Origin of the sequence: Gluconacetobacter diazotrophicus PA1 5, assembly GCF_000067045.1 — a bacterium.
GTDB lineage: Bacteria > Pseudomonadota > Alphaproteobacteria > Acetobacterales > Acetobacteraceae > Gluconacetobacter > Gluconacetobacter diazotrophicus.
This window is the reverse complement of record NC_010125.1, coordinates 1211545-1235492: the sequence shown is the minus strand read 5'-3', so window position 1 is coordinate 1235492 and position 23948 is coordinate 1211545. Positions and strand designations below refer to the sequence as shown.

General features: G+C 66.1%; 21 protein-coding genes and 1 tRNA gene. 13 read left to right on the top strand and 9 right to left on the bottom strand.

Annotated elements, in window-relative coordinates:
- The first annotated feature begins 66 nt into the window (after positions 1–66).
- Positions 67–1248 (top strand): beta-ketothiolase BktB, encoded by a 1182-nt coding sequence (bktB, locus tag GDI_RS05880; protein ID WP_012554053.1) that lies wholly within the window; start codon positions 67–69, stop codon positions 1246–1248.
- An 8-nt stretch (positions 1249–1256) separates the two neighbouring features.
- Here bktB and GDI_RS05875 read toward each other — a convergent pair whose 3' ends face one another.
- Genes GDI_RS05875 through GDI_RS05865 form a run of 3 tightly spaced genes read right to left on the bottom strand, consistent with a single transcriptional unit; the run spans position 1257 to position 5123 of the window.
- A complete protein-coding gene (locus GDI_RS05875; RefSeq protein WP_012554052.1) occupies positions 1257–1994 on the bottom strand; it encodes a tetratricopeptide repeat protein in 738 nt (245 codons plus the stop codon).
- Positions 1982–2665: a Fe2+-dependent dioxygenase gene (locus GDI_RS05870; protein ID WP_012224388.1), complete on the bottom strand. Its 684-nt coding sequence runs from the start codon at positions 2663–2665 to the stop codon at positions 1982–1984. Before GDI_RS05870 ends, GDI_RS05875 begins: the two co-directional genes overlap by 13 nt.
- Positions 2666–2675: 10 nt before the next feature.
- Positions 2676–5123: a TonB-dependent receptor gene (locus GDI_RS05865; protein ID WP_012224387.1), complete on the bottom strand. Its 2448-nt coding sequence runs from the start codon at positions 5121–5123 to the stop codon at positions 2676–2678.
- A gap of 251 nt (positions 5124–5374) precedes the next feature.
- On the opposite strand from GDI_RS05865, the gene GDI_RS05860 reads away from it, so the two are divergent.
- Both GDI_RS05860 and GDI_RS05855 read left to right on the top strand, forming a co-directional pair.
- Entirely contained in the window at positions 5375–6427 is a 1053-nt protein-coding gene (locus GDI_RS05860; RefSeq protein WP_231854228.1) for a sensor histidine kinase, read from the top strand.
- Complete coding sequence (locus GDI_RS05855) at positions 6424–7086, top strand: response regulator transcription factor (protein WP_012224383.1); 663 nt, start codon at positions 6424–6426, stop codon at positions 7084–7086. Before GDI_RS05860 ends, GDI_RS05855 begins: the two co-directional genes overlap by 4 nt.
- A 12-nt stretch (positions 7087–7098) precedes the next feature.
- Here GDI_RS05855 and GDI_RS05850 read toward each other — a convergent pair whose 3' ends face one another.
- Positions 7099–9087: a S9 family peptidase gene (locus tag GDI_RS05850; protein WP_012224381.1), complete on the bottom strand. Its 1989-nt coding sequence runs from the start codon at positions 9085–9087 to the stop codon at positions 7099–7101.
- Positions 9088–9253: 166 nt separating this feature from the next.
- Here GDI_RS05850 and GDI_RS05845 point away from each other — a divergent pair, with 166 nt between their 5' ends.
- Together GDI_RS05845 and GDI_RS05840 are read left to right on the top strand one after the other, a co-directional pair.
- Positions 9254–9835 (top strand): DedA family protein, encoded by a 582-nt coding sequence (locus GDI_RS05845; protein WP_144880002.1) that lies wholly within the window; start codon positions 9254–9256, stop codon positions 9833–9835.
- Positions 9832–10794 carry an SDR family oxidoreductase gene (locus GDI_RS05840; protein ID WP_012224377.1) on the top strand — a complete coding sequence of 321 codons (963 nt, stop codon included), beginning with the start codon at positions 9832–9834 and terminating at the stop codon, positions 10792–10794. The genes GDI_RS05845 and GDI_RS05840 overlap by 4 nt, the downstream gene beginning before the upstream one ends.
- 67 nt (positions 10795–10861) lie before the next feature.
- Here GDI_RS05840 and GDI_RS05835 read toward each other — a convergent pair whose 3' ends face one another.
- Positions 10862–11833, bottom strand: a complete 972-nt coding sequence (locus GDI_RS05835) for a quinone oxidoreductase family protein (RefSeq protein WP_012224375.1) — start codon at positions 11831–11833, stop codon at positions 10862–10864.
- Between the two features lie 28 nt (positions 11834–11861).
- Positions 11862–12335 carry a methylated-DNA--[protein]-cysteine S-methyltransferase gene (locus GDI_RS05830; RefSeq protein WP_012554050.1) on the bottom strand — a complete coding sequence of 158 codons (474 nt, stop codon included), beginning with the start codon at positions 12333–12335 and terminating at the stop codon, positions 11862–11864.
- 133 nt (positions 12336–12468) lie between these two features.
- Between GDI_RS05830 and mnmE the strand changes: the two genes are divergently transcribed.
- The 8 genes from mnmE (at position 12469) to GDI_RS05790 (ending at position 21956) form a co-directional block, all read left to right on the top strand.
- Entirely contained in the window at positions 12469–13776 is a 1308-nt protein-coding gene (gene mnmE / locus GDI_RS05825) for a tRNA uridine-5-carboxymethylaminomethyl(34) synthesis GTPase MnmE (RefSeq protein ID WP_012224371.1), read from the top strand.
- 53 nt (positions 13777–13829) lie between these two features.
- Positions 13830–15692 (top strand): tRNA uridine-5-carboxymethylaminomethyl(34) synthesis enzyme MnmG, encoded by a 1863-nt coding sequence (gene mnmG, locus GDI_RS05820; RefSeq protein ID WP_012224369.1) that lies wholly within the window; start codon positions 13830–13832, stop codon positions 15690–15692.
- A complete protein-coding gene (gene rsmG, locus GDI_RS05815) occupies positions 15692–16321 on the top strand; it encodes a 16S rRNA (guanine(527)-N(7))-methyltransferase RsmG (protein WP_012554048.1) in 630 nt (209 codons plus the stop codon). The genes mnmG and rsmG overlap by 1 nt, the downstream gene beginning before the upstream one ends.
- The gene (locus GDI_RS05810) at positions 16287–17129 is read left to right on the top strand and encodes a ParA family protein (protein WP_269446540.1); all 843 of its coding nucleotides are present in this window, start codon (positions 16287–16289) and stop codon (positions 17127–17129) included. Before rsmG ends, GDI_RS05810 begins: the two co-directional genes overlap by 35 nt.
- On the top strand, positions 17126–18016 hold the full coding sequence (locus GDI_RS05805; RefSeq protein ID WP_012224363.1) for a ParB/RepB/Spo0J family partition protein: 891 nt from the start codon (positions 17126–17128) through the stop codon (positions 18014–18016). The genes GDI_RS05810 and GDI_RS05805 overlap by 4 nt, the downstream gene beginning before the upstream one ends.
- Positions 18017–18146: 130 nt before the next feature.
- Positions 18147–18222: transfer RNA gene (locus GDI_RS05800), tRNA-Lys, on the top strand.
- A gap of 207 nt (positions 18223–18429) precedes the next feature.
- A complete protein-coding gene (locus tag GDI_RS05795) occupies positions 18430–18960 on the top strand; it encodes a hypothetical protein (RefSeq protein ID WP_012224361.1) in 531 nt (176 codons plus the stop codon).
- Between the two features lie 554 nt (positions 18961–19514).
- Complete coding sequence (locus tag GDI_RS05790) at positions 19515–21956, top strand: TonB-dependent receptor plug domain-containing protein (protein ID WP_012224360.1); 2442 nt, start codon at positions 19515–19517, stop codon at positions 21954–21956.
- A gap of 98 nt (positions 21957–22054) precedes the next feature.
- On the opposite strand, the gene GDI_RS05785 is transcribed toward GDI_RS05790, so the two are convergent.
- From GDI_RS05785 to GDI_RS05775, 3 genes are all read right to left on the bottom strand, one after another.
- On the bottom strand, positions 22055–22246 hold the full coding sequence (locus tag GDI_RS05785; RefSeq protein WP_012554045.1) for a hypothetical protein: 192 nt from the start codon (positions 22244–22246) through the stop codon (positions 22055–22057).
- A 64-nt stretch (positions 22247–22310) separates the two neighbouring features.
- A complete protein-coding gene (locus tag GDI_RS05780; RefSeq protein WP_012224357.1) occupies positions 22311–23303 on the bottom strand; it encodes an IS481-like element ISGdi9 family transposase in 993 nt (330 codons plus the stop codon).
- An 85-nt stretch (positions 23304–23388) separates the two neighbouring features.
- Positions 23389–23802: a DoxX family protein gene (locus GDI_RS05775; RefSeq protein ID WP_012554044.1), complete on the bottom strand. Its 414-nt coding sequence runs from the start codon at positions 23800–23802 to the stop codon at positions 23389–23391.
- Positions 23803–23948: the final 146 nt, after the last annotated feature.

The following is a 23948-nucleotide window of genomic DNA, read 5'->3' as shown; positions in this document are numbered from 1 at the left end:
AGCGGCGGCATGAAACATGCCATCATGCCGCCGACAGGAACAGCACACCGCCCGGAACCCTCGGCCATGACCAGCATCTTCGTCGTCTCGGCCGTACGCAGCGCGATCGGCGGTTTCGGGGGCGCCCTGCGCGGTACCGCCCCTTCGGTGCTGGCGGCGCGGCTGATCGCGGCCGCCGTGGACCGGGCCGGGCTGCCGGCGGATGCGGTGGGGCAGGTGGTGCTGGGACAGGTGATCCCGACCGAACCGGCCGATCTGTACCTCGCGCGCCACGCTGCGCTGCGGGCGGGCCTGCCGGTCGAGACGGTGGCGATGAACGTCAACCGGATCTGCGGTTCCGGCCTGCAGGCGATCATATCGGCCGCGCAGGCCATCCGCCTGGGCGATGCCGATATCGCCGTCGCCGGCGGTGTCGAAATCATGAGCCGCGCGCCCTACCTGGCGACCGATGCCCGTTTCGGCGGGCGGCTGGGCAACCAGACCCTGCTGGACCTGCTGGTCGGCGCGCTGACGGACCCGTTCGACCACGTGCATATGGGCGTCACGGCGGAAAACGTCGCCACCACCCACGGCATCACCCGCGCCATGCAGGACGACCTGGCGTTCGAAAGCCACCGCCGGGCGTCGGCGGCCATCCGCGCCGGCCGGTTCGACGGCCAGATCGTCCCGATCGAAATCCGCGCCAATGGCCGCGCCACGCTGTTCGACCGGGACGAGCATGTGCGCCACGACGCCGTCCGGGCGGATTTCGATGCCCTGCGCCCGGCCTTCCGCAAGGATGGCGGCACGATCACGGCCGGCAATGCGTCAGGGATCAATGACGGCGCCGGCATGGTCGTGCTGGCGTCCGGGGACGCGGTGCGGCGGCTGGACCTGACGCCGCTGGCGCGACTGGTCGCCTATGGGCACGCGGGGGTGGAACCGTCGCAGATGGGCATGGGCCCGGTCCCCGCCACCCGTCGCGCGCTGGATCGCGCCGGCCTGGGCATCGCGGACCTCGACCTGCTGGAAATGAACGAAGCCTTCGCCGCCCAGGCCTGCGCCGTCAGCCGGGTGCTGGAACTGGACCCCGCACGGGTCAATCCGAACGGCAGCGGTATCTCGCTGGGCCACCCGATCGGGGCCAGCGGCGCCATCGCCACCGTGCGCCTGGTCCATGAACTGGCCCGCATCGGCGGGCGCACCGGGCTGGTCAGCCTGTGTATCGGCGGCGGGCAGGGGATCGCGGCGGTGTTCCAGCGGCCGTGACGGCCGGGCTACAGGATGGCCTTCAGGCGCGTCTCGACGGTTTCGCGTAGTGTCGCGGCCTCGGGCCTGTCCATGCCGGCCAGGGTGCGGGCCATGGCCTGCAGGATGTCCGGGGTTGCCGTCCGGGCGGCCTGTTCCCACAAATGCAGGGCCTGGTCGGGCTTGCCGGCTTCCAGCAGGAACGTGGCGTAATTGTGCTGGCCGCGATAATCGCCCCCTTCGGCCGAGCGCCGATACCACGACAGGGCGGCCTGCCTGTCCCGCGGGATGGTCCAGCCTTCTTCCAGGAAGCGGGCGTAGAGGTTCATGGATTTCGCATGCCCCGCATGGGCGGCCTGCCGGAAACAGGCCAGGGCCGTGGCAAGGTCCTGCGTGACGCCCAGGCCGCGCATGGTCAATATGCCCAGATTGTACCGCCCCCACTCATCCCCCAGTTCGGCGGCCCGGGCGTAGCATCGGGCCGCCTGCTGGAAATCCTGCCGGCAGCCCCAGCCGAAATGGAAACAGCGCCCCAGCATGTTGTGGCCGGGCCCGTACTGGGCGTTGGCCGCGATGGTGAACCAGGTCCGGGCCGCTTCCGGGTCGCTGGGAACATAGACACTGTTCAGCAGGATCTTGCCCCACAGCACCTGTTCCAGCGTATGGCCTTTCTCCGCCTGCTGCCGGATCGCCTCGATCTCGGCAGGGAGCGGCGCCCTGGGCTGGGACCGGGGCTGACGGCGGCGCAGGCGGGCTAGAGCACGCACCACTGCCTCATCAGGTTGTGGTAGCAGTTCGTCAGGTTCAGCACCGCCAGGTCGTCATCGGGCAGGCGCGTCCTCAGGTCCATGATGGTCCTGTCCAGTTCGAACATGATCCGGCGCCGCGCTTCATCCGCGATCATGGATTGCGTCCAGAAGAACGAGGCAAGGCGGGAACCGCGCGTCACCTCGTTGACGCTGTGCAGGGCCGTGGTCGGATAGAGGACCATGTCCCCGGCGGGCAGCTTGAGCTCCTGCGTGCTGCCGGGCTCGTGCAGCACCAGTTCGCCGCCGTCATATTCATCGGGTTCCGACAGGAACAGGGTCGATGACAGGTCGGTGCGAACGCGCGCCCCGGTTTCATGGATCGGGCGGATGGCGTTGTCGACATGGGCCGCGAACGACATTCCGGCATCGTACCGGTTGAACAGCGGCGGCACGACCCGCAGCGGCAGGGCCGCGCTGTTGTAGGTCGGATTGCGGCCCAGTGCGCGCAGGACGATATCGCGCATTTCCCTGTGCGCATCGGACGAAAGCGGGATCTGCAGGTTGTTCTTGACCATGGCGGACTGGGGGCCGGCCGTGACCCGGCCGTCCACCCATTCCGCGCCGGCCATGATCTGGCGGCAATGCGCGACCTCCTCCACCGTCAGGACCGAGGGAATATGGATCAGCATCGTGAAAACCTTAATAGGTGGCCGAGATGTTGAACAGGAAAGCCCGGCCGGTCGACGGCGTCACGCGGTCGCTGAACAGGTTCGAATAATTGAGCCTGTTGGCAAGGTTGTAGCCGTTCATGGCCACTTTCCAATGCTTGAGGAAGCTGTGCGAAATCATCGCATCCCATTCAACGGTATCCGGTACCTTCGCCGTATTGGCGGGGTCGAGCCAGACGCTCTGCCGCCAGGTCAGGCCGCCGCCGAACGTGACGTTCCATGGAGTGGCCGGTGCGATCGTATAGGTCGACCAGAATGTCGCCGAATTCTTCGGCGCATATTGAATGCGCTTGCCGACATCCGCCGCCGTGGCGGACGCGATCGTTTTCGCATCATAATATGCGTAGGTCGCAATCACGTTCCAGTTCTTCAGGATTTCGCCGGATGCGCTCAATTCGAATCCCTGGTTCCGCTGGCGGTCGCTCGACGGCGTGACGTCACCGGTGGTCGGATCGGTCAGAAGGGAATTGCCTTTTTCCAGCCTGAAGGCGGATACGGTAAAGCCCATACGACCGTGGAAAGCATTGTATTTCGCGCCGATTTCGTAAAGGCTGCTGCGTTCCGGCGCGTATCCTTCATTCGTCGCCCGGAGCGGTTCGGAACTGTTGGTGACATACAGGCCGAGAGGTGTGGTCGACTGTGCCCAGTTGAAATAGACCATGGTGTCATCATTGGGCGTGTACATCAGGTTGACGGTCGGATTGTAGGTATCCTGGTTCTGGCCGTAGGAAACGCCCGTGCCGACCATTCCCTCGTTGGCGGAATAATGGCTGTCCCAATGGTCCCAGCGGAAACCGGCGCGGGCCGAGAACCACGGTGCGAACCAGACCTGATCCGAGAAGAAAGCCCCGACATCGGTCGCAACGCCGGTTTTGTGAAGCGCGCGTCCGACACCGCTGATATTCACAAGGTTGCTGCTGTATTGGCCGACATTCCCAAGCAGGAGTCCTGGCACGAAATTGGTCGGATTGACGAGGCCGGTCGTGTCGGTCTGCGTTCCATTCAGGCCATTGTAGTTGTAGGCGTAATTCGTACGACGGTCATAGACATGGGCCACGTCCCACCCGGCGATGATCTGGTGCTTCAGCATGCCGGTATTGAATTTCGCAATCGCTGACGCGACGTTCTGCACCGACCAGTCGTTCTGCTGGTAGGGTTCCGGACCACCCAGATGGCCACGGCGATCGACAAGCGCGCTGGCGGGATCGTTTCCGAAATATGCCGCGTTACACGTGGCATTACACCCTTCCCACGACGCGGAGAAATAACGCTGGTACATCCCCCCCCGCAGGTCGTCATAGAAGGTGATATGGCTGTTGAATTCGTGCTTGAGATGCGCCGACAGCATATCGACGTTCGAATCGTCCTGGTCGTACTGCGTGCCGTACCAGTTGTTGCGATTCACGCCGAATTCGGTGGCCGGACGGGCGATGGTCGTGCCGGGCTTGGTCAGCAGCGGCACGCCGTAATCGGGAATGCGGTTATCGGTCTGATGGAAATATTCAATCGTCAGCGTCGTGGGCTTGCCCAGGCCGAAGGCGATGGACGGCGCGATACCCCAGCGATGGGAATAGACGTCGTCACGCCCGACCTCGTCATTTTCATTGCCCATGCCGGCGATGCGGATGGCCGTGGATTCGCCGATCTGCTGGTTCACGTCCAGCGTCCCGCGGTAATAGTCCGCCGAGCCGCCGGAAAACTGGCCGCTATAGCTGTTCCCCAGATGGGGCATCTTGGTGACCATGTTGATGGCGCCACCGGTGGTGCCGTTTCCGAAGACCTCGGACGACGGTCCCTTGATGACCGAAATATGGTCATAATCGAAACTGTCGCGGCTATAGACGCCATAGTCGCGCAGGCCATCTTCATAGATATCGTTCTGCGCCTGGAAGCCGCGGATCAGGAACTGGTCGCCGCTCATCCCGCCTTCGCCCTCACCGACCGATGCGGTAATGCCGGGCACGTTTCTCAGCGCCTCGTCGAGGGTTTTCACGTTCTGCTGTTCCATCAGCACCTGCGGCACGACATTGACGGTCTGCGGCGTGTGCATGACATCCTGCGGCATGCGGCTGAGACCGATATCCTGATGCAGGATGTTCATCGGACTGCCAACGACAGTCAGGTTTTCTTCCGTCGGGGTAATGGTGCTTGTCGTCCCCGGCGGGGCATAGAGCGGCCGGGCGGCCGTCGTGCCGGTCGCGGCGACGGCCGGGGCAGGGGCGGCCTTCGCCGGATTATGCGCCGCCGCCTTTCCCGCAGCAGCCGCCTTGCCGGCGGCGTGGCGATGATGCTTGGGCTTGGATGTCTTGGTGTCGGTTGCCGCGTCGGCGGCATGGACGTGAATCCCGGAATAGAGCAGCGCCAGGCCCGCCATGAACGGGGCGGGATAAATACGACGGCGGATCAGGGAAGGCGGCATTCTGTCGTTCTCACAACCACGGATAGGTGGCTTCGTTAAAACCACAAATGCGAATTACTCACAATTGCAAAATGTGTCGGGGTGGGGTATCCTTAAGTATATGTTGCTGGTGGGTTAACGTTTTCTAATATGACCGTTTTAATTCACTATTTGGAACGGTCTTATCCAGGAACAGAATAGGGGGCGCGACTGTCTTGTTTCACCACATGAAACAGGAGGTTGCGGTCGAAAGAGAGGAAAGCGCGAGGCCGATGCGGGGCTGGTTGTGGTGCGCGACGACGCTGATTGCCGTGCTGGTGTTCGGTATCACATTGTTTCCGTCCCATGACGCCTTCGGCGTTCTGTACGTGCTGGTCATCGTGCTCGCCGCCGATCGCGCGACCATGCGGATGCTGCAGATGATCGGCGCGGCCTGCGTCGTGCTGGAATGCGCGGCCTTCTCGATCGTCCATCATGGCGGCTCCTTCGACGGCGCCTATGCGCGGCTTGCCCTGAGCATCACCGCGACGATTGTCGTGACGATCCTGACCATTCGCAATAAACGGGCCAGGGACGATCTGGCGCGCCACGCCCGGGCGCTGACGCATGCGGATCGCATTGCCACGCTCGGGCATCTGGCGCTGTCGATCGCCCACGAGGTCAACCAGCCCCTGTCGGCGATGACGACCCTGGCCTTCTCCGGCGGCCGATGGCTGGACCGGACACGTCCCGATCTCGACGAGGCCCTGTCCTGTTTCCGCCAGATCGAGGCCAACGGCAGGCGGGCCGCCGACATCGTCGGGCATGTGCGCGAACTGACCCGCAAGGCGCCGGTCGCGCGGTGCCCGCTGGACCTGAGACGGATCGTCGAGGATACGATCGCCCTTCTCCAGTCCGAGACGACGGCGCGCCGGGTCGTGGTGCAGAAAATCTTTCAAAACGACCTTCCCATGATCCACGCGGACAGGATCGAAATTCAGCAGGTAGTCGTGAATCTGATGATGAATGCGGTACAGGCGCTGGAACCGGTGGCCGGACGGCGCAGGACGATCACCGTTTCCCTGCGGGCGGACAGATCCCGTCCCGGCGCCATCGAAATGGAAATCCGGGATACCGGGCCCGGATTTTCCCAACCGGACCCGAATGCGCTGTTCGAGCCTTTCGTCACCACCAGGCCGGACGGGATGGGAATGGGACTGGCGATCTGCCGGAACATCGTCCGGTCGCATGGCGGTGCGATCACGGCCGCAAACGGCACGCCCTCCGGCGCCGTCATAACGGTCAGGCTGCCCGCCGCGCACGCCACGGCGGCGGCAGCGGCATGAGCGGGCAGGCACCGGAAGACCGGCCCCGGCCGCATGTCGTCGTCGTCGATGACGATGCCGGGGTGCGCGCGTCGCTGGACAGCCTGTTCCGTTCCGCCGGCTTCACCGTGACCCTGTTTGCCGACCCGCACGCCTTCCTGAAGGCCGGCGTGCCACAGGGGCCGTGCTGCCTGGTACTGGACGTGAAGCTGGGCCGGATCGACGGCCTCGACTTCCACGAGGCGATCGTCGACGCGGGACTCCGCATCCCGACCATCATCATGACCGGTCATGGGGACATTCCGATGGCCGTCCGGGGCATGCGGACGGGGGCGATCGATTTCCTGGCCAAGCCGTTCGGCGACCAGGCGATGCTGTCGGCTGTCTCGGACGCGGTGGAGACATGGTGGCGGCAATGGCGCCAGGACCAGGGCGCGGCCGACGCCCGGCAGCGTTACGCCACCCTGTCGGCGCGCGAGCGCGAAGTCATGGCCCTGGTCGTCGCGGGCCTGATGAACAAGCAGATCGCGGCCCGTCTTTCCCTGAGCGTCGTCGCGATCAAGGCCCATCGCTCCGGCGTCATGAGGAAGATGGGCGCCGATTCCCTGGCCGACCTGGTCCGCCTGGGGGAAAGGCTGGGCGTCCGGGACGAGGAGGTCAGCCGGTACGGAAAGGTCTGACGATGCAGACCATCAGGACCGCATGACCACCCGTTCGCTGACATCCGGAACCGTGAAGCCGAACACCTGTCCATAGAAATCCAGTTCCAGGTCCAGCGCGCGGCGTATGGTGGCCTCGCGCCGGAAGCCGTGGCTTTCGCCGGGAAATTCATAGTGGGCATGGGGCACGGCGTTGCCGGACAGGGCCGTTGCCATGGCGCGGGCCTGTCCGGGCGGAACGACGGCGTCGTCCAGCCCGTGCAGGAACAGTACCGGGACCTGGATTCCCGTGGCCTGCGTCAGGGGCGAGCGGGCCAGGTAGGTGGCCTCGGCCGCCGGATAGGGGCCCACCAGGCTGTCCAGATAGCGGGATTCGAACTTGTGGGTTTCCTGCGCCAGGGCGCGCAGGTCGGTGACGCCGTACAGGCTGGCCCCGGCGGCGAACAGGCTGGACCGCGCCAGCGCCAGCAGCACCGTCAGCCCCCCGGCGCTGCTGCCGCGAATGGCGATGCGATGGGGGTCGACGCGGCCGTGCTCGATCAGGAAGCGGCAGGCGGCGATGCAGTCCGCCACGTCGATTTCGCCCCACTTCCCCTCCAGCCGACGGCGATAGGCACGGCCGAAGCCGGTCGATCCGCCGTAATTGACGTCCACCACGGCGAAGCCGCGACTGGTCCACCATTGCACCTTGAAGGAAAACGCCTCGCTCGCCCGGCCGGTCGGGCCGCCATGGGCCATCACGATCAGGGGCGGCTTTTCGTCCGCCGGGCCGCGAAAGCGGCTGCTGGCCGGGGGGTAGAAGAACGCATGGCCCCGCTGCACCCCGCCCGGCGCGTCGGGCAGCGGGAAACGAATCGTCTCGGCCCGGGCGATGTCGCCGGGGGCCAGGTCCAGGACCGCGGCGGCCCGCAGGGTATCCGGCGGCGCGCCCACGCGGCCGTGCACCACCGCCGGAGGGCCGTCCGGCGGGGTGTCGATCCACGCCAGCGATCCGTCCGCCAGCGGGGCCGGGCATTGTGCCGGATGGCCGAATGCCACGGCATGGACCCTCATGGACGGGTCCGGATCGTCCTTGATCCGGATCGTCCGCGCCTCGCCATGGTCGATCGCGATGGCCAGGATCGATCCGTCCGGCAGCGGACGGTAGCTGCATTGGCCGAACACCCAGTGCGGCAGGCCGATCTCGGCCGCCATCGGGGCGACGGGTTCGGGGCCGCCGCCCGGCAGGGTGAAGCGCCACAAATTCCACCAGCCGCTGCGGTCCGACGCCGCGTACAGGGCCCGTGGGCCGGCCCAGGCGGGTTCGATGACCGATTCAGGATCGCCGTCGCCCGCCAGGGTGCGCGCGCCGGCCAGGGTGCCGTCCCGCTCCAGACGGCCCACGCGCAGGCGTGTCGCATCCCACGGCATGGCGGGATGGTTCCACTCGATCCAGGCCAGATGGGCGCCATCGGGCGACGGGCGAGGCGAGCTGACGAAATCGGGGCCGGACACCAGGACCTGCCCCGCCTGCGTGGCCGGGTCGCCGCCCGCCAGGGGAAGTGCGACCAGCGCCGAGACCGGCTCGCCGCCCGCACGGTGGTCCTCGCGCACGCAGAACAGCCGTGCGCCGGCGGGATCGAAGGTGAAATCGGCGAAGCGCAGGCCGGCCACCGTGCTGATCGCCCGCGCGGGTCCGTCGGCCTCGATCACCCAGACGCTGCCGTCGGGGCGGTGGCTGAAGGCGATGCGGCCGCCGGATACGGCATAGGCCCCGCCCCCATATTCGTGCACCCGCGTGCCGACATCCAGCGGCGGCGGCGTCAGGTCGACCGCGCCGGTGCCTGCCGTCCAGCGGACCAGCACCGTCCGCCCGGCTTCCGAGGGGCGGGTTTCCAGCCAGAGGATCGCATCGCCATCGGCCTGCACCGCCGACAGCCCCACCGTCCTGCCCGCGACCAGGGCGGTGGTGACGGCGGACGGCCAGGTGCCAAAGGGCTGCGTCAGGACGGACGCCCCCTTCGCGACGGTCGGATCTGTCATGTGTGTACTCCTGTTCCGCTGTTCCGTTCGTCGTATTGACTTGACACGGAGCCGGCCAGACGGTTCCTCAGCCTGTTCTTCGCAACAGGTCAGGTCCGGTCCGCTGGTTCATCAGTTCGAATCCCTCTTCATCCAGTACGGATACGGCGTGATCGGCGTGATCGTCATGCTGGAAAGCATGGGCCTGCCGCTGCCGGCCGAAACGCTGATCATATCGTCCGCCCTGTATTGCGCGGCCACGCACCGGCTGGATATCGGCTGGGTCGCGGTGGCGGCCGTCCTGGGTGCCATCATGGGGGACAATTTCGGCTATCTGATCGGGCGCACATACGGCTATCGCCTGCTGGAACGGCACGGGTCGAAAGTCTACCTGACGTCTCAGCGCCTGATGCTGGGACGCTACCTGTTCCGCCGCCATGGCGGCAAGGTGGTCTTCTTCGGCCGATTCATCGCCATCCTGCGGGTCTTCGTGGCCCTGCTGGCGGGCGCGAACCACATGCCATGGCACACGTTTTTGCTGTTCAACGCGCTGGGCGGCATCGGCTGGGCGGGTGGATACGCCTATGGTGCCTATTTCCTGGGCCATCAGGTGCTGAGCATTTCGGGTCCCGTCGGGGTCGCCCTGGGCGTGCTCGCGACGCTGGTCATCGGCGGCAGTTTCGTCTTCCTGAAGAAGAACGAACGGCGCCTGACCGAGGAAGCGACCCGGGAGGCCGAACGGGAACAGCAGAAGGAGCCTGCGCGATGAGCGTACCCCTGAAATGGACGATCGACCGTGCCCCCGACCTGACCGGCCGCGTCGCCGTGGTGACGGGGGCGACCGGCGGGCTAGGGTACGAGACCGCATGCGGCCTGGCGTCGCGCGGGGCCACGGTCATCCTGACCGGGCGCAATGCCGATCGCGGCGCCGCCGCCCTGGCGGGGCTGCGGACGCGAGTTGCGGATGCGCGCGCCGAATTCATGGTGCTGGACCTGGCCAGCCTGCGGTCGATCGCCGATTTCGCGGGCGACCTGACCGAGCGGCTGAAGGGGCAGGGACCGGGGGCGGTGGACATCCTGGTGAACAATGCGGGCGTGATGGCCCCGCCCCGGCGACAGGAAACCGAAGACGGGTTCGAACTGCAGTTCGGCACCAATTACCTGGGCCATTTCGCCCTGACCGGGCGGCTGCGGCCGCTGCTGGTCCGGGCCCCGGGCGGGGCGCGGGTCGTCACCGTCGCCAGCCTGGCGGCCCGGCAGGGGCACATCACGTTCGACGATCTGCAGGCACGGCATCGCTACAGCCCCTTCGGGGCCTACCAGCAGAGCAAGCTGGCCAACCTGATCTTCGCGCTGGAACTGGACCGGCTGGCACAGTCCGGGGGCTGGAAGCTGCATTCCATCGCCGCCCATCCGGGCTGGTCGCAGACCGACCTGGCCATCAGCCGCTCGGCAGCGCGGCAGGGCGTGGCGGAACGCCTGCTGCGCTGCCTGACGGAGGTCGCGTTCCGGACGCTGGGCCAGTCGGCCGCGGCCGGGGCGCGGCCGATCCTGTTTGCGGCAGCGGGGGCCGAGGCCGTGGATGGCGGGTATTACGGCCCCGGGGGACGGGGCGAACGGCGGGGCCGGGTGACGGATGCGCGCGTCCCGGCGCAGGCCCGCAACCTGCCCGTGGCGCGCCGCCTGTGGGCGGTGTCCGAGCGGCTGACCGGGGTGGCGCTGTCGTAGGGAAGCCGGAATCGGTTTCCAAAGGCCCCCGGCCTTTGGCGGGGCATGGGGCAGAGCCCCATATCTATCACGGCACCAGGATCGTACTCCCTACCGTCGTCCGCGCCTCCAGCGCCCGCTGGGCTTCCGCCGCGTCGGCCAGGGCGAAGCGCTGGCCGATCCGCACCGAAAGCACACCCTGCGCGATCAGCCCGAACAGTTCCGCGGCGCCTGCCAGCAGCGCCGGACGCTGGGCGATATAGGTCGTCAGCCCCGGCCGGGTCAGATACAGGCTGCCGCGCGTGGCCAGCATGCCCACCGAAATGCCCGTGATCTCGCCCGACGCGTTGCCGTAGCTGACCATCAGTCCGCGCGGTGCCAGGCAATCCAGGCTGGCGACGAACGTGTCCTTGCCGATACTGTCATAGACGACGGGCACCATGGCGCCATCCGTCAGCTTGCGCACGCGCGCGGCCAGGTTGTCGTACCCGACCAGGATGTCGGACGCCCCGTTCTGCCGGGCCAGTTCGCCCTTTTCCTCGGTCGACACCACGCCGATCATCCGCACGCCCAGATACCGCGCCCACTGGCACATCAGCAGGCCGACACCGCCCGCCGCCGCATGGACCAGGATCGTCTCGCCCGGTTGTACCGCATGGACCTCGCGCAGCAGCATATGCACCGTCAGGCCGCGCAGCATGCAGGCGGCCGCGACTTCGGACGAAATGTCGGGCGGCAGGGGCACGACGCGATCGGCCGCGATGGTGCGGCATTCGGCATAGCCGCCCAGGGCGGTGGGATAGGCCACCCGGTCGCCGGGAACCAGGTCGGCCACGTCCTCGCCCACGGCGAGCACGGTTCCGGCCCCTTCCATCCCCGGGATGGCGGGCAGGGTGGGCAGCTTGTACAGCCCGGTGCGAAAATAGATGTCGATGAAATTGACGCCGATCGCCTCCTGCCGGATCAGGATTTCCCCCCGTCCGGGCACGGGGCTGGGCAGCGTTTCCAGCTTCAGGACTTCGGGCCCGCCGTAATCATGGATGCGAATCGCCCTGTACATCGCTCTCTTCCTTTCCGTGGTGGCTGTGTCAGGCCGTCTCGTGCGCGTGGGCTGGAATGGGGGCGCGTTCCAGGCCCAGAAGATAGAGCTTGTCGGTCAACCCGCCATCGCCGGAATAGCCGCCCAGGCCCTGGACGGAGACGACGCGATGGCAGGGAATCAGGATGGGAATGGGATTGACGCTGTTGGCGTTCCCGACCGATCGGGGCGAACCGCCGGCGATCTGCGCGATCTGCCGATAGGTCCGGGTCTGGCCCAGGGGTATGGCGCGCACCGCCTGCCATACCGTGCGCTGGTAGGCGGTGCCGTGCGGTGCCAGGACCAGGTCGGCGAACGGGTCCGGCGCGCCGTCGAAATAGGCGTCCAGCCGATCGCAGGCGTGGCGCAGCAGGGGGTTTTCGTCCTGGTCGCGGCCCCATCCCCAGTCCAGCGCGATGATCGCCCCGTCTTCCTCGGTCAGGGTCAGGTCGCCGATGGGCGAGTGCATGGAAAGCTGCGGCATCGTCGTATCCCAGGTCATCCGCCACGGTGCGGAACGCGCATATCGGTTCGGTCGCGTATTCTGTACTCTTCCGCCGCAGGATGCGACATGCAAGAGGGATCACGCACACGCCGGGACAACGGGGACAGGACAGATGCCGACCGAACAGATGCCGATCTTCGCGCTGGCGACCGGGGCGGGACGCGCGGCCATCGCCGTCATGCGCCTGACCGGGGCGGGATGCGGCGACATGCTGCAACGGCTGTGCGGCCCGCTGCCGCCGCCGCGCCAGGCATCCCTGCGTGGCCTGTGGCGGCGTGACGCGGCGGCGGCGCCGGTGCTGCTGGACCGGGCGCTGGTGCTGTGGTTCCCCGGTCCGCGCAGCTATACCGGCGAGGACAGCGCGGAGCTGCACCTGCATGCCGGCCCGGCGGTGATCGCGGGCGTGGCCGACGCGCTGGTGGCACTGGGCGCACGGCCGGCGGAGCCGGGCGAATTCACCCGCCGTGCCTTCGCCCATGGCCGACTGGACCTGATCGAGGCCGAGGGCATCGCCGACCTGATCGATGCCGAGACCGAAGCGCAGCGGCGGCAGGCCCTGGACCAGGCGGACGGGACGCTGAGCCGGATCTATGACGGCTGGGCGGCCCGGCTGCGGACCCTGCTGGCACATCAGGAGGCACTGATCGACTTCCCGGACGAGGACCTGCCGCCCGGTGTGGAACAGGCGCTGCTGGATGACCTGACGGCGCTGCGGTCCGAGATGCAGGCCCACCTGGACGATGGCGGCCGGGGCGAGAAGCTGCGCAGGGGGCTGGTCTTCACCATTGTCGGGGCGCCCAATGTCGGCAAGTCCAGCCTGCTGAACGCGCTGGCCGGGCGGGACGCGGCCATTGTTTCGGCCATTGCAGGGACCACGCGCGATGCCATCGAAATCCGCGTGGTGCTGGGCGATGTGCCCGTGACCCTGATCGACACCGCCGGCCTGCGCGAGACACAGGACGAAATCGAGGCCGAGGGCGTAAGGCGGGCCCTGTTTCACGTGAAACATGCCGACTGCGTGATCGCGATGTTCGACGGCGAGACGGTGCCCGACGATATTCCGGCGGATGCGATCAGGGTGCGGAACAAGGTCGACCTGGCACCGGTGCCCGCCGGGGCGGATGCGATCGGGATCAGCGTCCGGCAGGGCACGGGCATGGACGCGCTGCGCACGGCGCTGGCCGAACGCGCCCGGGCGCTGACCGCGTCAGCGGCCGGCCCGCCGCTGACGCGGGCCCGCCATCGGGCGGCGATCGAAGAAACCGCTGGCCATCTGGCCGCCGCGTTGGATATGCACTGGCCAGAGATGCGGGGCGAGGAAATGCGCCTGGCCATGCGCGCCCTGGGGCGCCTGACCGGGGCGGTAGGGGTGGAGGATCTGCTCGATACGGTGTTCGGGCAGTTCTGTATCGGGAAGTGAAGGGGTGTTCTTTTTCTTCAGAAAAAGAAGCACTTAAACGGGGGCAGGCAAACGTGACGACCGAGTACGATGTCATCGTCATAGGCGGAGGCCACGCAGGGTGCGAGGCCGCGGCGGCGGCGGCCCGGTGCGGCGCGCGCACCCTGCTGCTGACCCATCGGCGGGACACGATCGGCGCCATGTCGTGCAACCCGGCCATCGGCGGCATCGGCAAGGGCCACCTGGTGCGCGAAATCGATGCGCTGGACGGGTTGATGGCACGGGCCGCCGACCGGGCGGGAATTCATTTCAAGCTGCTGAACCGCTCCAAGGGGCCGGCGGTGCATGGCCCCCGCGCGCAGGCCGACCGGTCGCTGTACCGCCGCGCGATCCAGGATCTGCTGGCCGAAACCGCGAACCTGGACATCGCGGAAGGGGCAGCCGGCGACCTGATCGTGGACGATGCCGGCCAGGCCGCCGGCGTGGTGTGCGAGGACGGGCGACAGTTCCGCGCCGGGGCGGTGGTACTGACCGCCGGCACCTTCTTGCGCGGCGTGATCCATATCGGCCATGACAGCCATCCGGCCGGCCGGGTGGGGGAACCACCGGCCCACGCGCTGGGCGAGCGGCTCCAGGCGCTGGGCCTGCCGATGGGGCGGCTGAAGACCGGCACCCCGGCCCGCCTGGACCGTACAAGCATCGACTGGGACAGCCTGGCCGAGGACCGGGGCGACGCGGTGCCCGAACCCTTCAGCCGCCTGACGCAGGCGATCGACAACCCGCAACTATCCTGCCGGATCACCGCCACCACGCCGCGGACCCATGCGCTGATCCGCGAACACCTGCATCTGTCGGCGGTCTATGGCGGGGCGATCGCCGGGCGCGGCCCGCGCTATTGTCCGTCGATCGAAGACAAGGTGGTGCGCTTCGCCGAACGCGACAGCCACCAGATCTTCCTGGAACCCGAGGCCCTGCCGGGGAACGCGGGCGGCGACCTGGTCTATCCCAACGGCATTTCCACCAGCCTGCCGGCCGATATTCAGGAACAGCTCATCCATTCCATTCCGGGACTGGAACGCTGCAGGATCGTCCGGCCCGGCTATGCGGTGGAATATGATTATGTCGATCCGCGCGCGCTGGCGCCGACGCTGGAGCTGACCGCGCTGCCGCGCCTGTTCCTGGCCGGGCAGATCAACGGCACGACGGGGTATGAGGAAGCCGGCGCCCAGGGGCTGCTGGCCGGCCTGAACGCCGCGCGGCGGGCCGGGGGCGGCGAGGGGATCGCGATCGATCGCGGCGCCGCCTATCTGGGGGTGATGATCGACGACCTGGCGACGCAGGGCGTGTCCGAACCGTACCGCATGTTCACCTCACGCGCCGAATATCGGCTGAGCCTGCGGGCGGACAATGCCGATTTGCGCCTGACCGGGCAGGGGATCGGGTGGGGCTGCGTGGGCAGTGCGCGCGCGCACCTGTTCACGGCGGAACGTGACGCCATCGACACGGCGATGCAGCGTGCGGGGGCCGAAAGCTTCCTGCCCGACGCATTGCAGCAGGCCGGGATCACGGTATCCGCCGACGGGCGCCGCCGCACCCTGCTGGACGTGCTGGCCACGGCCGCGACCCCGGATGCGATCGCGCGCATCGCCCCGTGGTTCGCCGCCCTGCCGTCGCGCGTCAGCCGCCATGTCGAAACCGAAGCCCGGTATAGCGGCTATCTGGTCCGCCAGGCGCGCGAGATCCGGCAACTGGAGGCCGAAACGCGCATCACCCTGCCGGCCGACCTGGATTACCGGCGCATCGGCGGGCTGAGCAGCGAGATGCAGGAACGCCTGGCCGCCGCCCGCCCCGCCAGCTTCAGCGCGGCGCAGCGGGTGCCGGGGATCACGCCCTCGGCACTGATGGCACTGCTGTCGCATGTGCGGCAGGTGGCATGATGTTTCACGTGAAACCACAGGGGGGCAATGGCGTGCCGGATGCGCTGCGGGCGAAGCTGGACCGGTTCGCCGAAATCCTGACCCGCTGGAACAGCCGCATCAACCTGGTCTCGCCCCGGGACCTGGCACATCTGTGGGACCGGCATATCGCGGACTGCCTGCAACTGGCGTCGCTGATCCCGCCCGGCGTGCGGCTGGCCGACATGGGGTCGGGCGGGGGCTTTCCCGGGCTGATCATCGCGATGGCCACCGACGCGGACGTGACCCTGATCGAATCCGACCAGCGCAAGGCCGCCTTCCTGCGCGAGGCCGCGCGCGCGGTGGGCGCACGCGTCACCATCATCGCCCGCCGGATCGAGGACGCGGACATACCGCCCGTGCAGGTCGTCACCGCCCGCGCCCTGGCCGCCCTGCCTCAATTGCTGGAATGGAGCAGCCATTTCCTGGCCCCGGATGGATTTTGTCTGTTCCTGAAGGGCCGAAATGTCGAGGATGAGTTGACCGCTGCCGCCGCCGACTGGCACATGGCGGTATCCCGATTGCCAAGCCGCACCAACGCGGACGGCACCATTCTCAGACTGGGTGATATCAGGCGTGTCAGACACTCAGAACGCGCGCCGGGTCGCTGACGCCGCGCGCGTGCCTCGCATTCTTGCCCTGGCCAACCAGAAGGGCGGCGTCGGCAAGACGACCACGGCCATCAACCTCGCCGCCGGCCTGGCGGCGCAGGGTCTTTCCGTCCTGCTGATCGACCTCGACCCGCAGGGCAATGCCTCGACCGGCCTGGGCGTCGGCTACGACGCGCGTCGCCTGGGCACCTATGCCCTGCTGATGGACGACGCCGCAGCCGCCGACCTGGTCCAGGCCACCGAAATCCCGAACCTGGCGATCATCGCCGCCGATACCGAACTGGCCGGCGCGGAACTGGAACTGGTCATGCAGGACCGGCGCGAATTCCGCCTGCGCGATGCCATAGCCCGCGTGGGCAGCGGGTACGACGTGATCCTGATCGACTGCCCGCCCAGCCTCGGCCTGCTGACGCTGAACGCGCTGGTGGCGTCGGACGGGGTCGTCGTGCCCCTGCAGTGCGAATTCTTCGCGCTGGAAGGGATCAGCCAACTGGTGCGCACGATCGACCGCGTGCGCCGCGCCTTCAATTCCGACCTGCATGTCGCGGGCATCGTGCTGACGATGTACGACCGGCGCAACAATCTGTCGGAACTGGTCGCCGCCGATGCGCGCGGCTTCTTCGGCGATCAGGTGATGGACACCCTGATCCCGCGCAACATCCGCATTTCCGAGGCCCAGAGCCATGGCCGCTCGGTCATGGCCTATGATGCGAAATCCAGCGGTGCCATGGCCTATCAGGCGATGGCCAAGGAACTGATCGCCCGCATGAAGCTGGCGAAACCGAAAGGGAAGGCGGTCCGGGCATGAGCACGAAGAAGGATCAGGCCCGTCCGCGCCTGGGCCGGGGCCTGGCGGCATTGCTGGGCGATCAGGCGCCCACCGCCATCGCCCGCGTTTCGGGCCGCACAGAACAGGACCGCGCGGGCACGCTGCCGGTCGACCTGCTGGAACCCGGACCGTTCCAGCCGCGCCAGGTCATGGAACCCGATGCCCTGGCGGAACTGGCGGATTCGATCCGCACGCGCGGCATCCTGCAGCCGATCCTCGTGCGGCCGCACCCCGACCACGCCGATCGCTACCAGATCATTGCCGGCGAACGCCGCTGGCGCGCGGCCCAGATGGCATCCCTGCACGAGGTCCCGGTCCATATCCGCGTCCTGGATGACGGGGACGCCATGGCCGCGGCCCTGGTCGAAAACCTGCAACGCGCCGACCTGAACGCGATCGAGGAAGCCGAGGGCCTGCAGCGCCTGCTGCAGGATTACAGCCTGACGCAGGAAGAACTGGCCGGCGCGCTGGGCAAGTCGCGCTCGCACGTCGCGAATATGGTCCGGCTGCTGAACCTGCCGCCGCCGGTGCGCGCGGCACTGCGCGACGGCAAGCTGACGGCGGGCCATGCCCGCGCGCTGCTGGGCCATCCCGACCCGGTCGCGGCCCTGAAAATCGTGCTGGAGCAGGGGCTGAACGTCCGCCAGACCGAGGCCCTGATCCAGAAGGCCACCCGCCAGCAGCAGCAGGCCCCCGCCAAGGCCGCCGAACGCAAGGACCCGGAAATCCAGGTCCTGGAACGCGACCTGTCCGCGCGATTGGGGCTGAAGGTGCAGATCGCCTTTGACGGGCGGGGCGGGTCGATCCGTATCCTGTACCATTCGCTGGATCAGTTCGATACGGTCCTGGCGCGGCTGAACGGGTGAGGTCGAGGCATGGTCCTTCGGAACCATGCCGACCGACCGATATGACAATACAGGGAATTTTTTTCGATAAACCGCTTGCCCTGTTCCCGATGCGCTGTTAGAAGCGCGTCACCCGAGAGGGCCACTCCATGGGCGCATAGCTCAGTTGGTAGAGCAGCTGACTCTTAATCAGCGGGTCCAAGGTTCGAGTCCTTGTGCGCCCACCATGGAGCCCCGGGTTTTCTTCCAGCCGAACATCCGCACATCATCATCGTGCGCGCCCCGTCATGTTGCGGCACCATCACATCGCATCTATGGTGTCATCTCGTCCTTACGGGCGATCCTTATCCTTGATGTAAGGTTGCCCTTTTGTGGACGTCACGCCTGCACAATGCTGCGCCGCGGCGCCTTGCTGAACTGGTCGCAGCGTCAGCTTGAAGCGTCATCCCAGACGCCGGGCCGCTGTCCCTATCCCCGTTACCATCCACGCCATCCGCACCGCCCTGGAATTCGCCGGGGTGGAGTTCATTGCGAAGAATGGTTGGGGGAGCAGGCGTGAAGGTGAGGAAGAACAAGGAGCTATCAGCATGAGAAACGGATTTTTCGGTAAGGCTGGCATTCTGGCGATTGCGGGAATGCTGCTGGGGCCGATGTCTCAAGCTATCGCGAACGACACGAATTCATGCATCTCGGGCGCCTGCCAGACTGCCGAAAAAAGCTGGCATACCGTGAAGAACGGAACGGTCAACGCCGCCCACGACACGGCTCAGTGGAGCGAAAAGGCGGGCAGGAAAAGCTGGAACACGGTACGCGACGGGTCCGTCGACGCCGCTCACAACACGGCGAAGTGGAGCGAAAAGACCAGCGGCAAGATCGGCAAATGGGGACAGAACACGGGCCGGAAGGTCGGACATTGGGGGTCGGATACCGCCAAGGACACCAAGACCTTCTTCACCGGTCACTGAGCACCGAATACGCCGCTTGAAAGCGGCCGGTCTCGAATTCGGCACCGGACATGGCGGTGGAGCGGCCCGGATCGCTCTGCCGCCTGGATAATCGAAGCGCCTGGACCCAATCGCGACCTGCTCTGAGCGTCGCGTTCGCCGGAATCGGCGCGAACCCGGGCTGCCGCCACGCATTCCCTGAATTTCACGCGCTCCGGGCCCGTTTGGCCGTCGGCCCTGCCGGGCAGGCGTGCCGCGACATGCGGGATCGATACCCCCTGCCTGGGCGGCAATCTGTGTTAAATTTTACAACAGATAAGGCGGATAGGCATCGAAATGCCTATAAGATAAATTCACATTTAATCGAGCAGATGATACACGGGAGTCGAATCGTTGTTTCCATAAACAACTATAATAAATAGTATAATGGAGCCCCCATCGTGCCTTCCATCCGCTCCCTCGCTCCGGATTTCGCACCTGCCGGCAGAAGAACGCCTCTGGCAGGATATCGTCTCCACCCCCGGCATGCGTTGCTGGCGGCCTCGATCCTGACAGCGCTGCCGATCGCGCAGGCGATGGCGGCGGACGAAACGGCGGAAACCACGGCCTCGCAGGATACCGCCAGGAAGCGCGTCGCATCCTCCAGCCGCCAGCGTGCGCAGGCGGCCGACGGCGCGGCCCAAATTGCCGTTCCGATGCAGGCCGCCCGGCCGGCCGATACCGGCGAGGCCATCATCGTGACCGGCACGCGTGAGATCGGGAAGAAGGCACGCGACAGCGTGGCGCCGATCGATATCGTATCGGCGCGGCAGCTTGCGCAGACGGGGCAGCCGACGCTACGCGAGGCGCTGGGCCAGTTGCTGCCGTCGCTGACGCTGCCGACGGGCGGCTTCGATACCGGCGCGCTGACGTCGGCCTTCAGCCTGCGCGGCCTCAGCCCCAACGAGACGCTGGTACTGGTGGATGGCAAGCGGCGCCATACCACGGCCAACCTCTATGCCGATGGCGGCCCGCAGCAGGGCACCACGCCGGTCGATATCGACATGATCCCCATGGCGGCGATCGACCATGTGGAGATCCTGCGCGACGGGGCTTCGGCGCAATACGGGTCCGACGCCGTGGCGGGGGTGGTGAACATCATCCTCAAGAAGCAGGACCATGGCTTCAATGCCGAGTCGATCACCGGCATCACCGCTGCCAAGGACGGGTTCCAGCAAGGTGTGTATCTGGATGGCGGCGCGAAGCTGGGGGCGCGCGGGTTCGTCCATGTCAGCGGCGATTTCGTGCACGAGGACCACACGTTCCGCAGCGCGCCGGACCTGCGGACGGGGACCAAGATCAACAAGATCCAGGGCCGGCCCGAGCAGACGCGCGAAAGCCTGGCGATCAAGGCCGGGTACGACCTGACGGACGATATCCAGGCCTATGCGCTGGCGACCTATGCCCACCGGCATGCCGAGGCATACCAGAATTATCGCCTGCCCGGCTCGCTTGCAGCCTATCCGCTCTATGCCGCCATCTATCCGGACGGCTATTCGCCGCTGGAGACGATCGATGAGGATGACTGGGAGGTCACGGCGGGCGTGAAGGGCGTCCTGCGGGGATGGAACTGGGACCTGTCCTCGGTCTATGGCCGCGATTATGACGCGATCGGGCTGAAGGATTCGGCGAATTTCGCGGTCGCGGCCGCGACCGGCCGCACGCCGACGGTCATCCAGGCCCAGGGGTTCAACAATTCCCAGTGGAGCAACACGTTCGATATCAGCCGGGCGTTTCATGTCTCCGGTTGGCCGCACAGCATCAACGTCGCCGGCGGGGCGACCTATCGCTACGAAAGCTACTCGGTCGGCACCGGATCGCCCGATTCGACCTATGGCAGCGGGTCGGACGCGCTGGCCGGGACCAATGCGGGCAATGCCGGCAATTTCAACCGCGATGTCGTCGGCGGATATGTCGATGTCTCCACGCATCTTCTGAAGAACTGGCAACTCGATCTGGCCGGGCGCTACGAGCATTATACCGATGTGGGGGACACCGAGACCGGCAAGGTGTCCACGCGCTATGATGCGTTCAGGTGGCTGGCGTTCCGCGCCACGATCTCGAACGGGTTCCATGCGCCGACGCTGGCGCAGGAGCATTACAGTTCGCTGACGCTCTCGCCCACGGCCGCGCGCGGGCTGATCGCGGCCAATTCGCCCGGCGCGCTGGCCAACGGCGCGGCGCCGCTGAAGCCCGAGCGCTCGACCAACGCCACCGGCGGCATCATCGTCGAGCCGGTACGGAACCTGCACGTGACGGTCGATGTCTATCAGATCAATCTGCGCGACCAGATCCTGCCGGGCGGCAACATTACCGGCAATGCGGCGCGTTCCGCCCTGACGATGAACGGCTTTACGCTGCCTGCCGGATCGGATCAGTGGACGGCGGCCTCGCTGTCGACCAACTGGTTTGCGAACGTGGCAAGCACGCGCACGCAGGGGCTGGACCTGACGGCGACCTATCCGACGCGGCTGGGCGATGTCGGGCGGATCGACTGGGATGTGGCCATCAACCTCAACCGGACCCGCCTGAGCCATCAGACGGACGCCGCGACGGGGCAGCCGCTCCTGTCCGCACAGAGCGTTGCCTACATCACCACGGCCTATCCGCGCAGCAAGATGATCTTCGGCGGGCGCTTTACCCACGGGGCCTGGACGGTCGGCGTGCATGAGATCCGCTATGGCCAGACGACATCGCAACTGACCTATTATACGGGTGCGGCCAATACGGGCTCGCTCTCCAGCACGGTGTTCCTACCCTTCCGGAACACACCGAAATTCATCACCAATCTGGACATCACCTATCGCGCCAACCGCAACTGGTCGTTCACGCTGGGGGCGAACAACCTGTTCGACGCCCGGCCCAGCCGGGTGCCGGACGGGAACCGCTATCTGGGCGTGCCGCAATACTACATGAGCACGTCGCAGCTCGACATGAATGGCGGATATTACTACCTGCGTGCCAATTTGACGCTGTAGCAGTCTGTCACTGCGTGGAAGCGGGCTCGCACGGGCCCGCTTCCATGACGGTTGGCATCAGGCGCGGGGCACTGTCCCTGGATCGACGCGGACGCGACCTATCTGCGGTCCGCCAGGTCAGCGACACCGTCGAGACGATCCGCGATGCTGGCGATCAGGTGCTTCACATCGTCGCTGGCCTGAGTCTGATCCAGCAGGACAGCCACCTTTTCGATGTCGGTCTGCAATTCGGAAATCAGGCCCTGGAGTTGCGTGCGCACTCCATCGTCATTGTCGGTATAGTCTCTCATGACGGTCTCCCGGTTCCGTATCGTTTCTACGACAGGCCGAACCGGGTAGGCCAGTAATAGAAGCCTAGCTGTTTTGTCCCGGGATTTGGTGGTGCGGATTATGTATGAACCGTGATGGTTCTTTTTCCCACTGCTGACAAATGAATTCATATGGAGTGAGGCCGCGCAGGGTCTTGAGCCTGCGGGCGAAATTGTAGGCGGTAACGAAGTCGGCGAGGTGTTGACGCAACTGGTCATGTGTTTCGTAGTAGAAGCGCTTGACGGTGGCGTCCTTGATCGTGCGGTTCATCCTCTCGACCTGGCCATTCGTCCAGGGATGTCGCGGCTTTGTCAGTCGATGCTCGATATCGAGATCAGCACAGGCCAGTTCAAAAGAGTGGCACCGGAACAGGACACCATCCGCCCGCATGGCCTTGATGTCTTCGGGTGTCCATCCATTGCCGGCCGGATCGGTAAAATGCGTGCCGTTATCGGTCAGCACGGTATGGATGCGGTAGGGAACCGCAGCGGCCAGAGCACGCAGGAAGTCACCGGCAACGCGACGTGTCGCTTTCTCGTGCAATTGGACAAAAGCGAATTTCGAGGTCCGGTCGATCGCCACCAGAAGATAAAGGCGCCCCATTTCAGTGCGGACTTCAGCAATGTCGATGTGAAAATAGCCGATCGGACAACTCTTGAACTTCGACCGTTTCGGTTTGTCGCCTTCGGTCTCGGGCAGGCGGCTGATCCCATGGCGCTGAAAACAACGGTGCAGGGAAGATCGCGTCAGATGCGGGATCGTCGCCTGAAGCGCATAAAGGCAATCATCAAGAGGCAGCAGGGTATGGCGACGGAAGGCCACAACGATCGCTTCTTCTTCGGTCGACAGGATGGTTGAGGATGCGACCTTCGGACCGGTGCGTCGATCCGACGTATCGGTCCGCCCCTTCCATTTGGCGACCGTCTTCGGGTTGATCCCGTAGCGTTTCGCCAGAACCCTCAGGCTCTCTTGACTATGTTGTATCGCTCGACGGACTGCCGCTGTCGTCGTGGCGCTTCCGTGGTGAACCTGGCCCATAGCGCATCCTTCCACTCATGTGAAAATAATGCACCACCAAATCCCGGGACCAAACACCTAGCCAACAGCAAAAGGTCGCTTCACGTCAATTGGCCGGACGCAGCGCGAACCGTCCCGGTCCTGCCGCCGCCAGGGCCAGAAGACCGCCGATAATGCTGATATTCTTGTAGAAATGGATCATGTTGTCGTAGCGCATCATGCCGGACATGGACCAGAATGGATGGCCGATCAGGCCCGTTACCAGCGTATAGGCCGCCAGAACCAGTGCGATCGGCACGGTCAGCACCCCGGCGAGGACCGCAAGGCCCAGCCCCAGTTCGGTTACCGTCGCGACCGCCGCCGCCAGGGCCGGAAAGGGGACGTGGGTCTGGGCCATATAGGCAACGGCGCCGGAAAAGTCGGTCAGTTTCCCCCAGCCCATGATCAGGAACAGGGTGGACAGCAGAATGCGGGCGGCCAGCAGCATCGTGTCGCGCATCTGCGCGTTCAGCATGAACATGACAAGGATTCTCCAATAAGCGCGGGACCCGGACCTCGGGCCTGGCACGCCGTGCCGCCGTGTGTCCGTCTGTCTGTTCGAAACCGTATCGATGCTGACCGCCAACAGAAATAGAAACGACGTAAACTCATCGTTTCCTTATTTTA

Coding starts and splice junctions, on each gene's coding strand:
- bktB (WP_012554053.1), top strand. CDS start 67: ATGACCAGCATCTTCGTCGTCTCGGCCGTACGCAGCGCGATCGGCGGT.
- GDI_RS05870 (WP_012224388.1), bottom strand. CDS start 2,665: ATGCTGATCCATATTCCCTCGGTCCTGACGGTGGAGGAGGTCGCGCAT.
- GDI_RS05865 (WP_012224387.1), bottom strand. CDS start 5,123: ATGCCGCCTTCCCTGATCCGCCGTCGTATTTATCCCGCCCCGTTCATG.
- GDI_RS05860 (WP_231854228.1), top strand. CDS start 5,375: ATGCGGGGCTGGTTGTGGTGCGCGACGACGCTGATTGCCGTGCTGGTG.
- GDI_RS05855 (WP_012224383.1), top strand. CDS start 6,424: ATGAGCGGGCAGGCACCGGAAGACCGGCCCCGGCCGCATGTCGTCGTC.
- GDI_RS05850 (WP_012224381.1), bottom strand. CDS start 9,087: ATGACAGATCCGACCGTCGCGAAGGGGGCGTCCGTCCTGACGCAGCCC.
- GDI_RS05845 (WP_144880002.1), top strand. CDS start 9,254: ATGCTGGAAAGCATGGGCCTGCCGCTGCCGGCCGAAACGCTGATCATA.
- GDI_RS05840 (WP_012224377.1), top strand. CDS start 9,832: ATGAGCGTACCCCTGAAATGGACGATCGACCGTGCCCCCGACCTGACC.
- GDI_RS05835 (WP_012224375.1), bottom strand. CDS start 11,833: ATGTACAGGGCGATTCGCATCCATGATTACGGCGGGCCCGAAGTCCTG.
- GDI_RS05830 (WP_012554050.1), bottom strand. CDS start 12,335: ATGCCGCAGCTTTCCATGCACTCGCCCATCGGCGACCTGACCCTGACC.
- mnmE (WP_012224371.1), top strand. CDS start 12,469: ATGCCGACCGAACAGATGCCGATCTTCGCGCTGGCGACCGGGGCGGGA.
- rsmG (WP_012554048.1), top strand. CDS start 15,692: ATGTTTCACGTGAAACCACAGGGGGGCAATGGCGTGCCGGATGCGCTG.
- GDI_RS05805 (WP_012224363.1), top strand. CDS start 17,126: ATGAGCACGAAGAAGGATCAGGCCCGTCCGCGCCTGGGCCGGGGCCTG.
- GDI_RS05790 (WP_012224360.1), top strand. CDS start 19,515: ATGGCGGCGGACGAAACGGCGGAAACCACGGCCTCGCAGGATACCGCC.
- GDI_RS05785 (WP_012554045.1), bottom strand. CDS start 22,246: ATGAGAGACTATACCGACAATGACGATGGAGTGCGCACGCAACTCCAG.
- GDI_RS05780 (WP_012224357.1), bottom strand. CDS start 23,303: ATGGGCCAGGTTCACCACGGAAGCGCCACGACGACAGCGGCAGTCCGT.
- GDI_RS05775 (WP_012554044.1), bottom strand. CDS start 23,802: ATGTTCATGCTGAACGCGCAGATGCGCGACACGATGCTGCTGGCCGCC.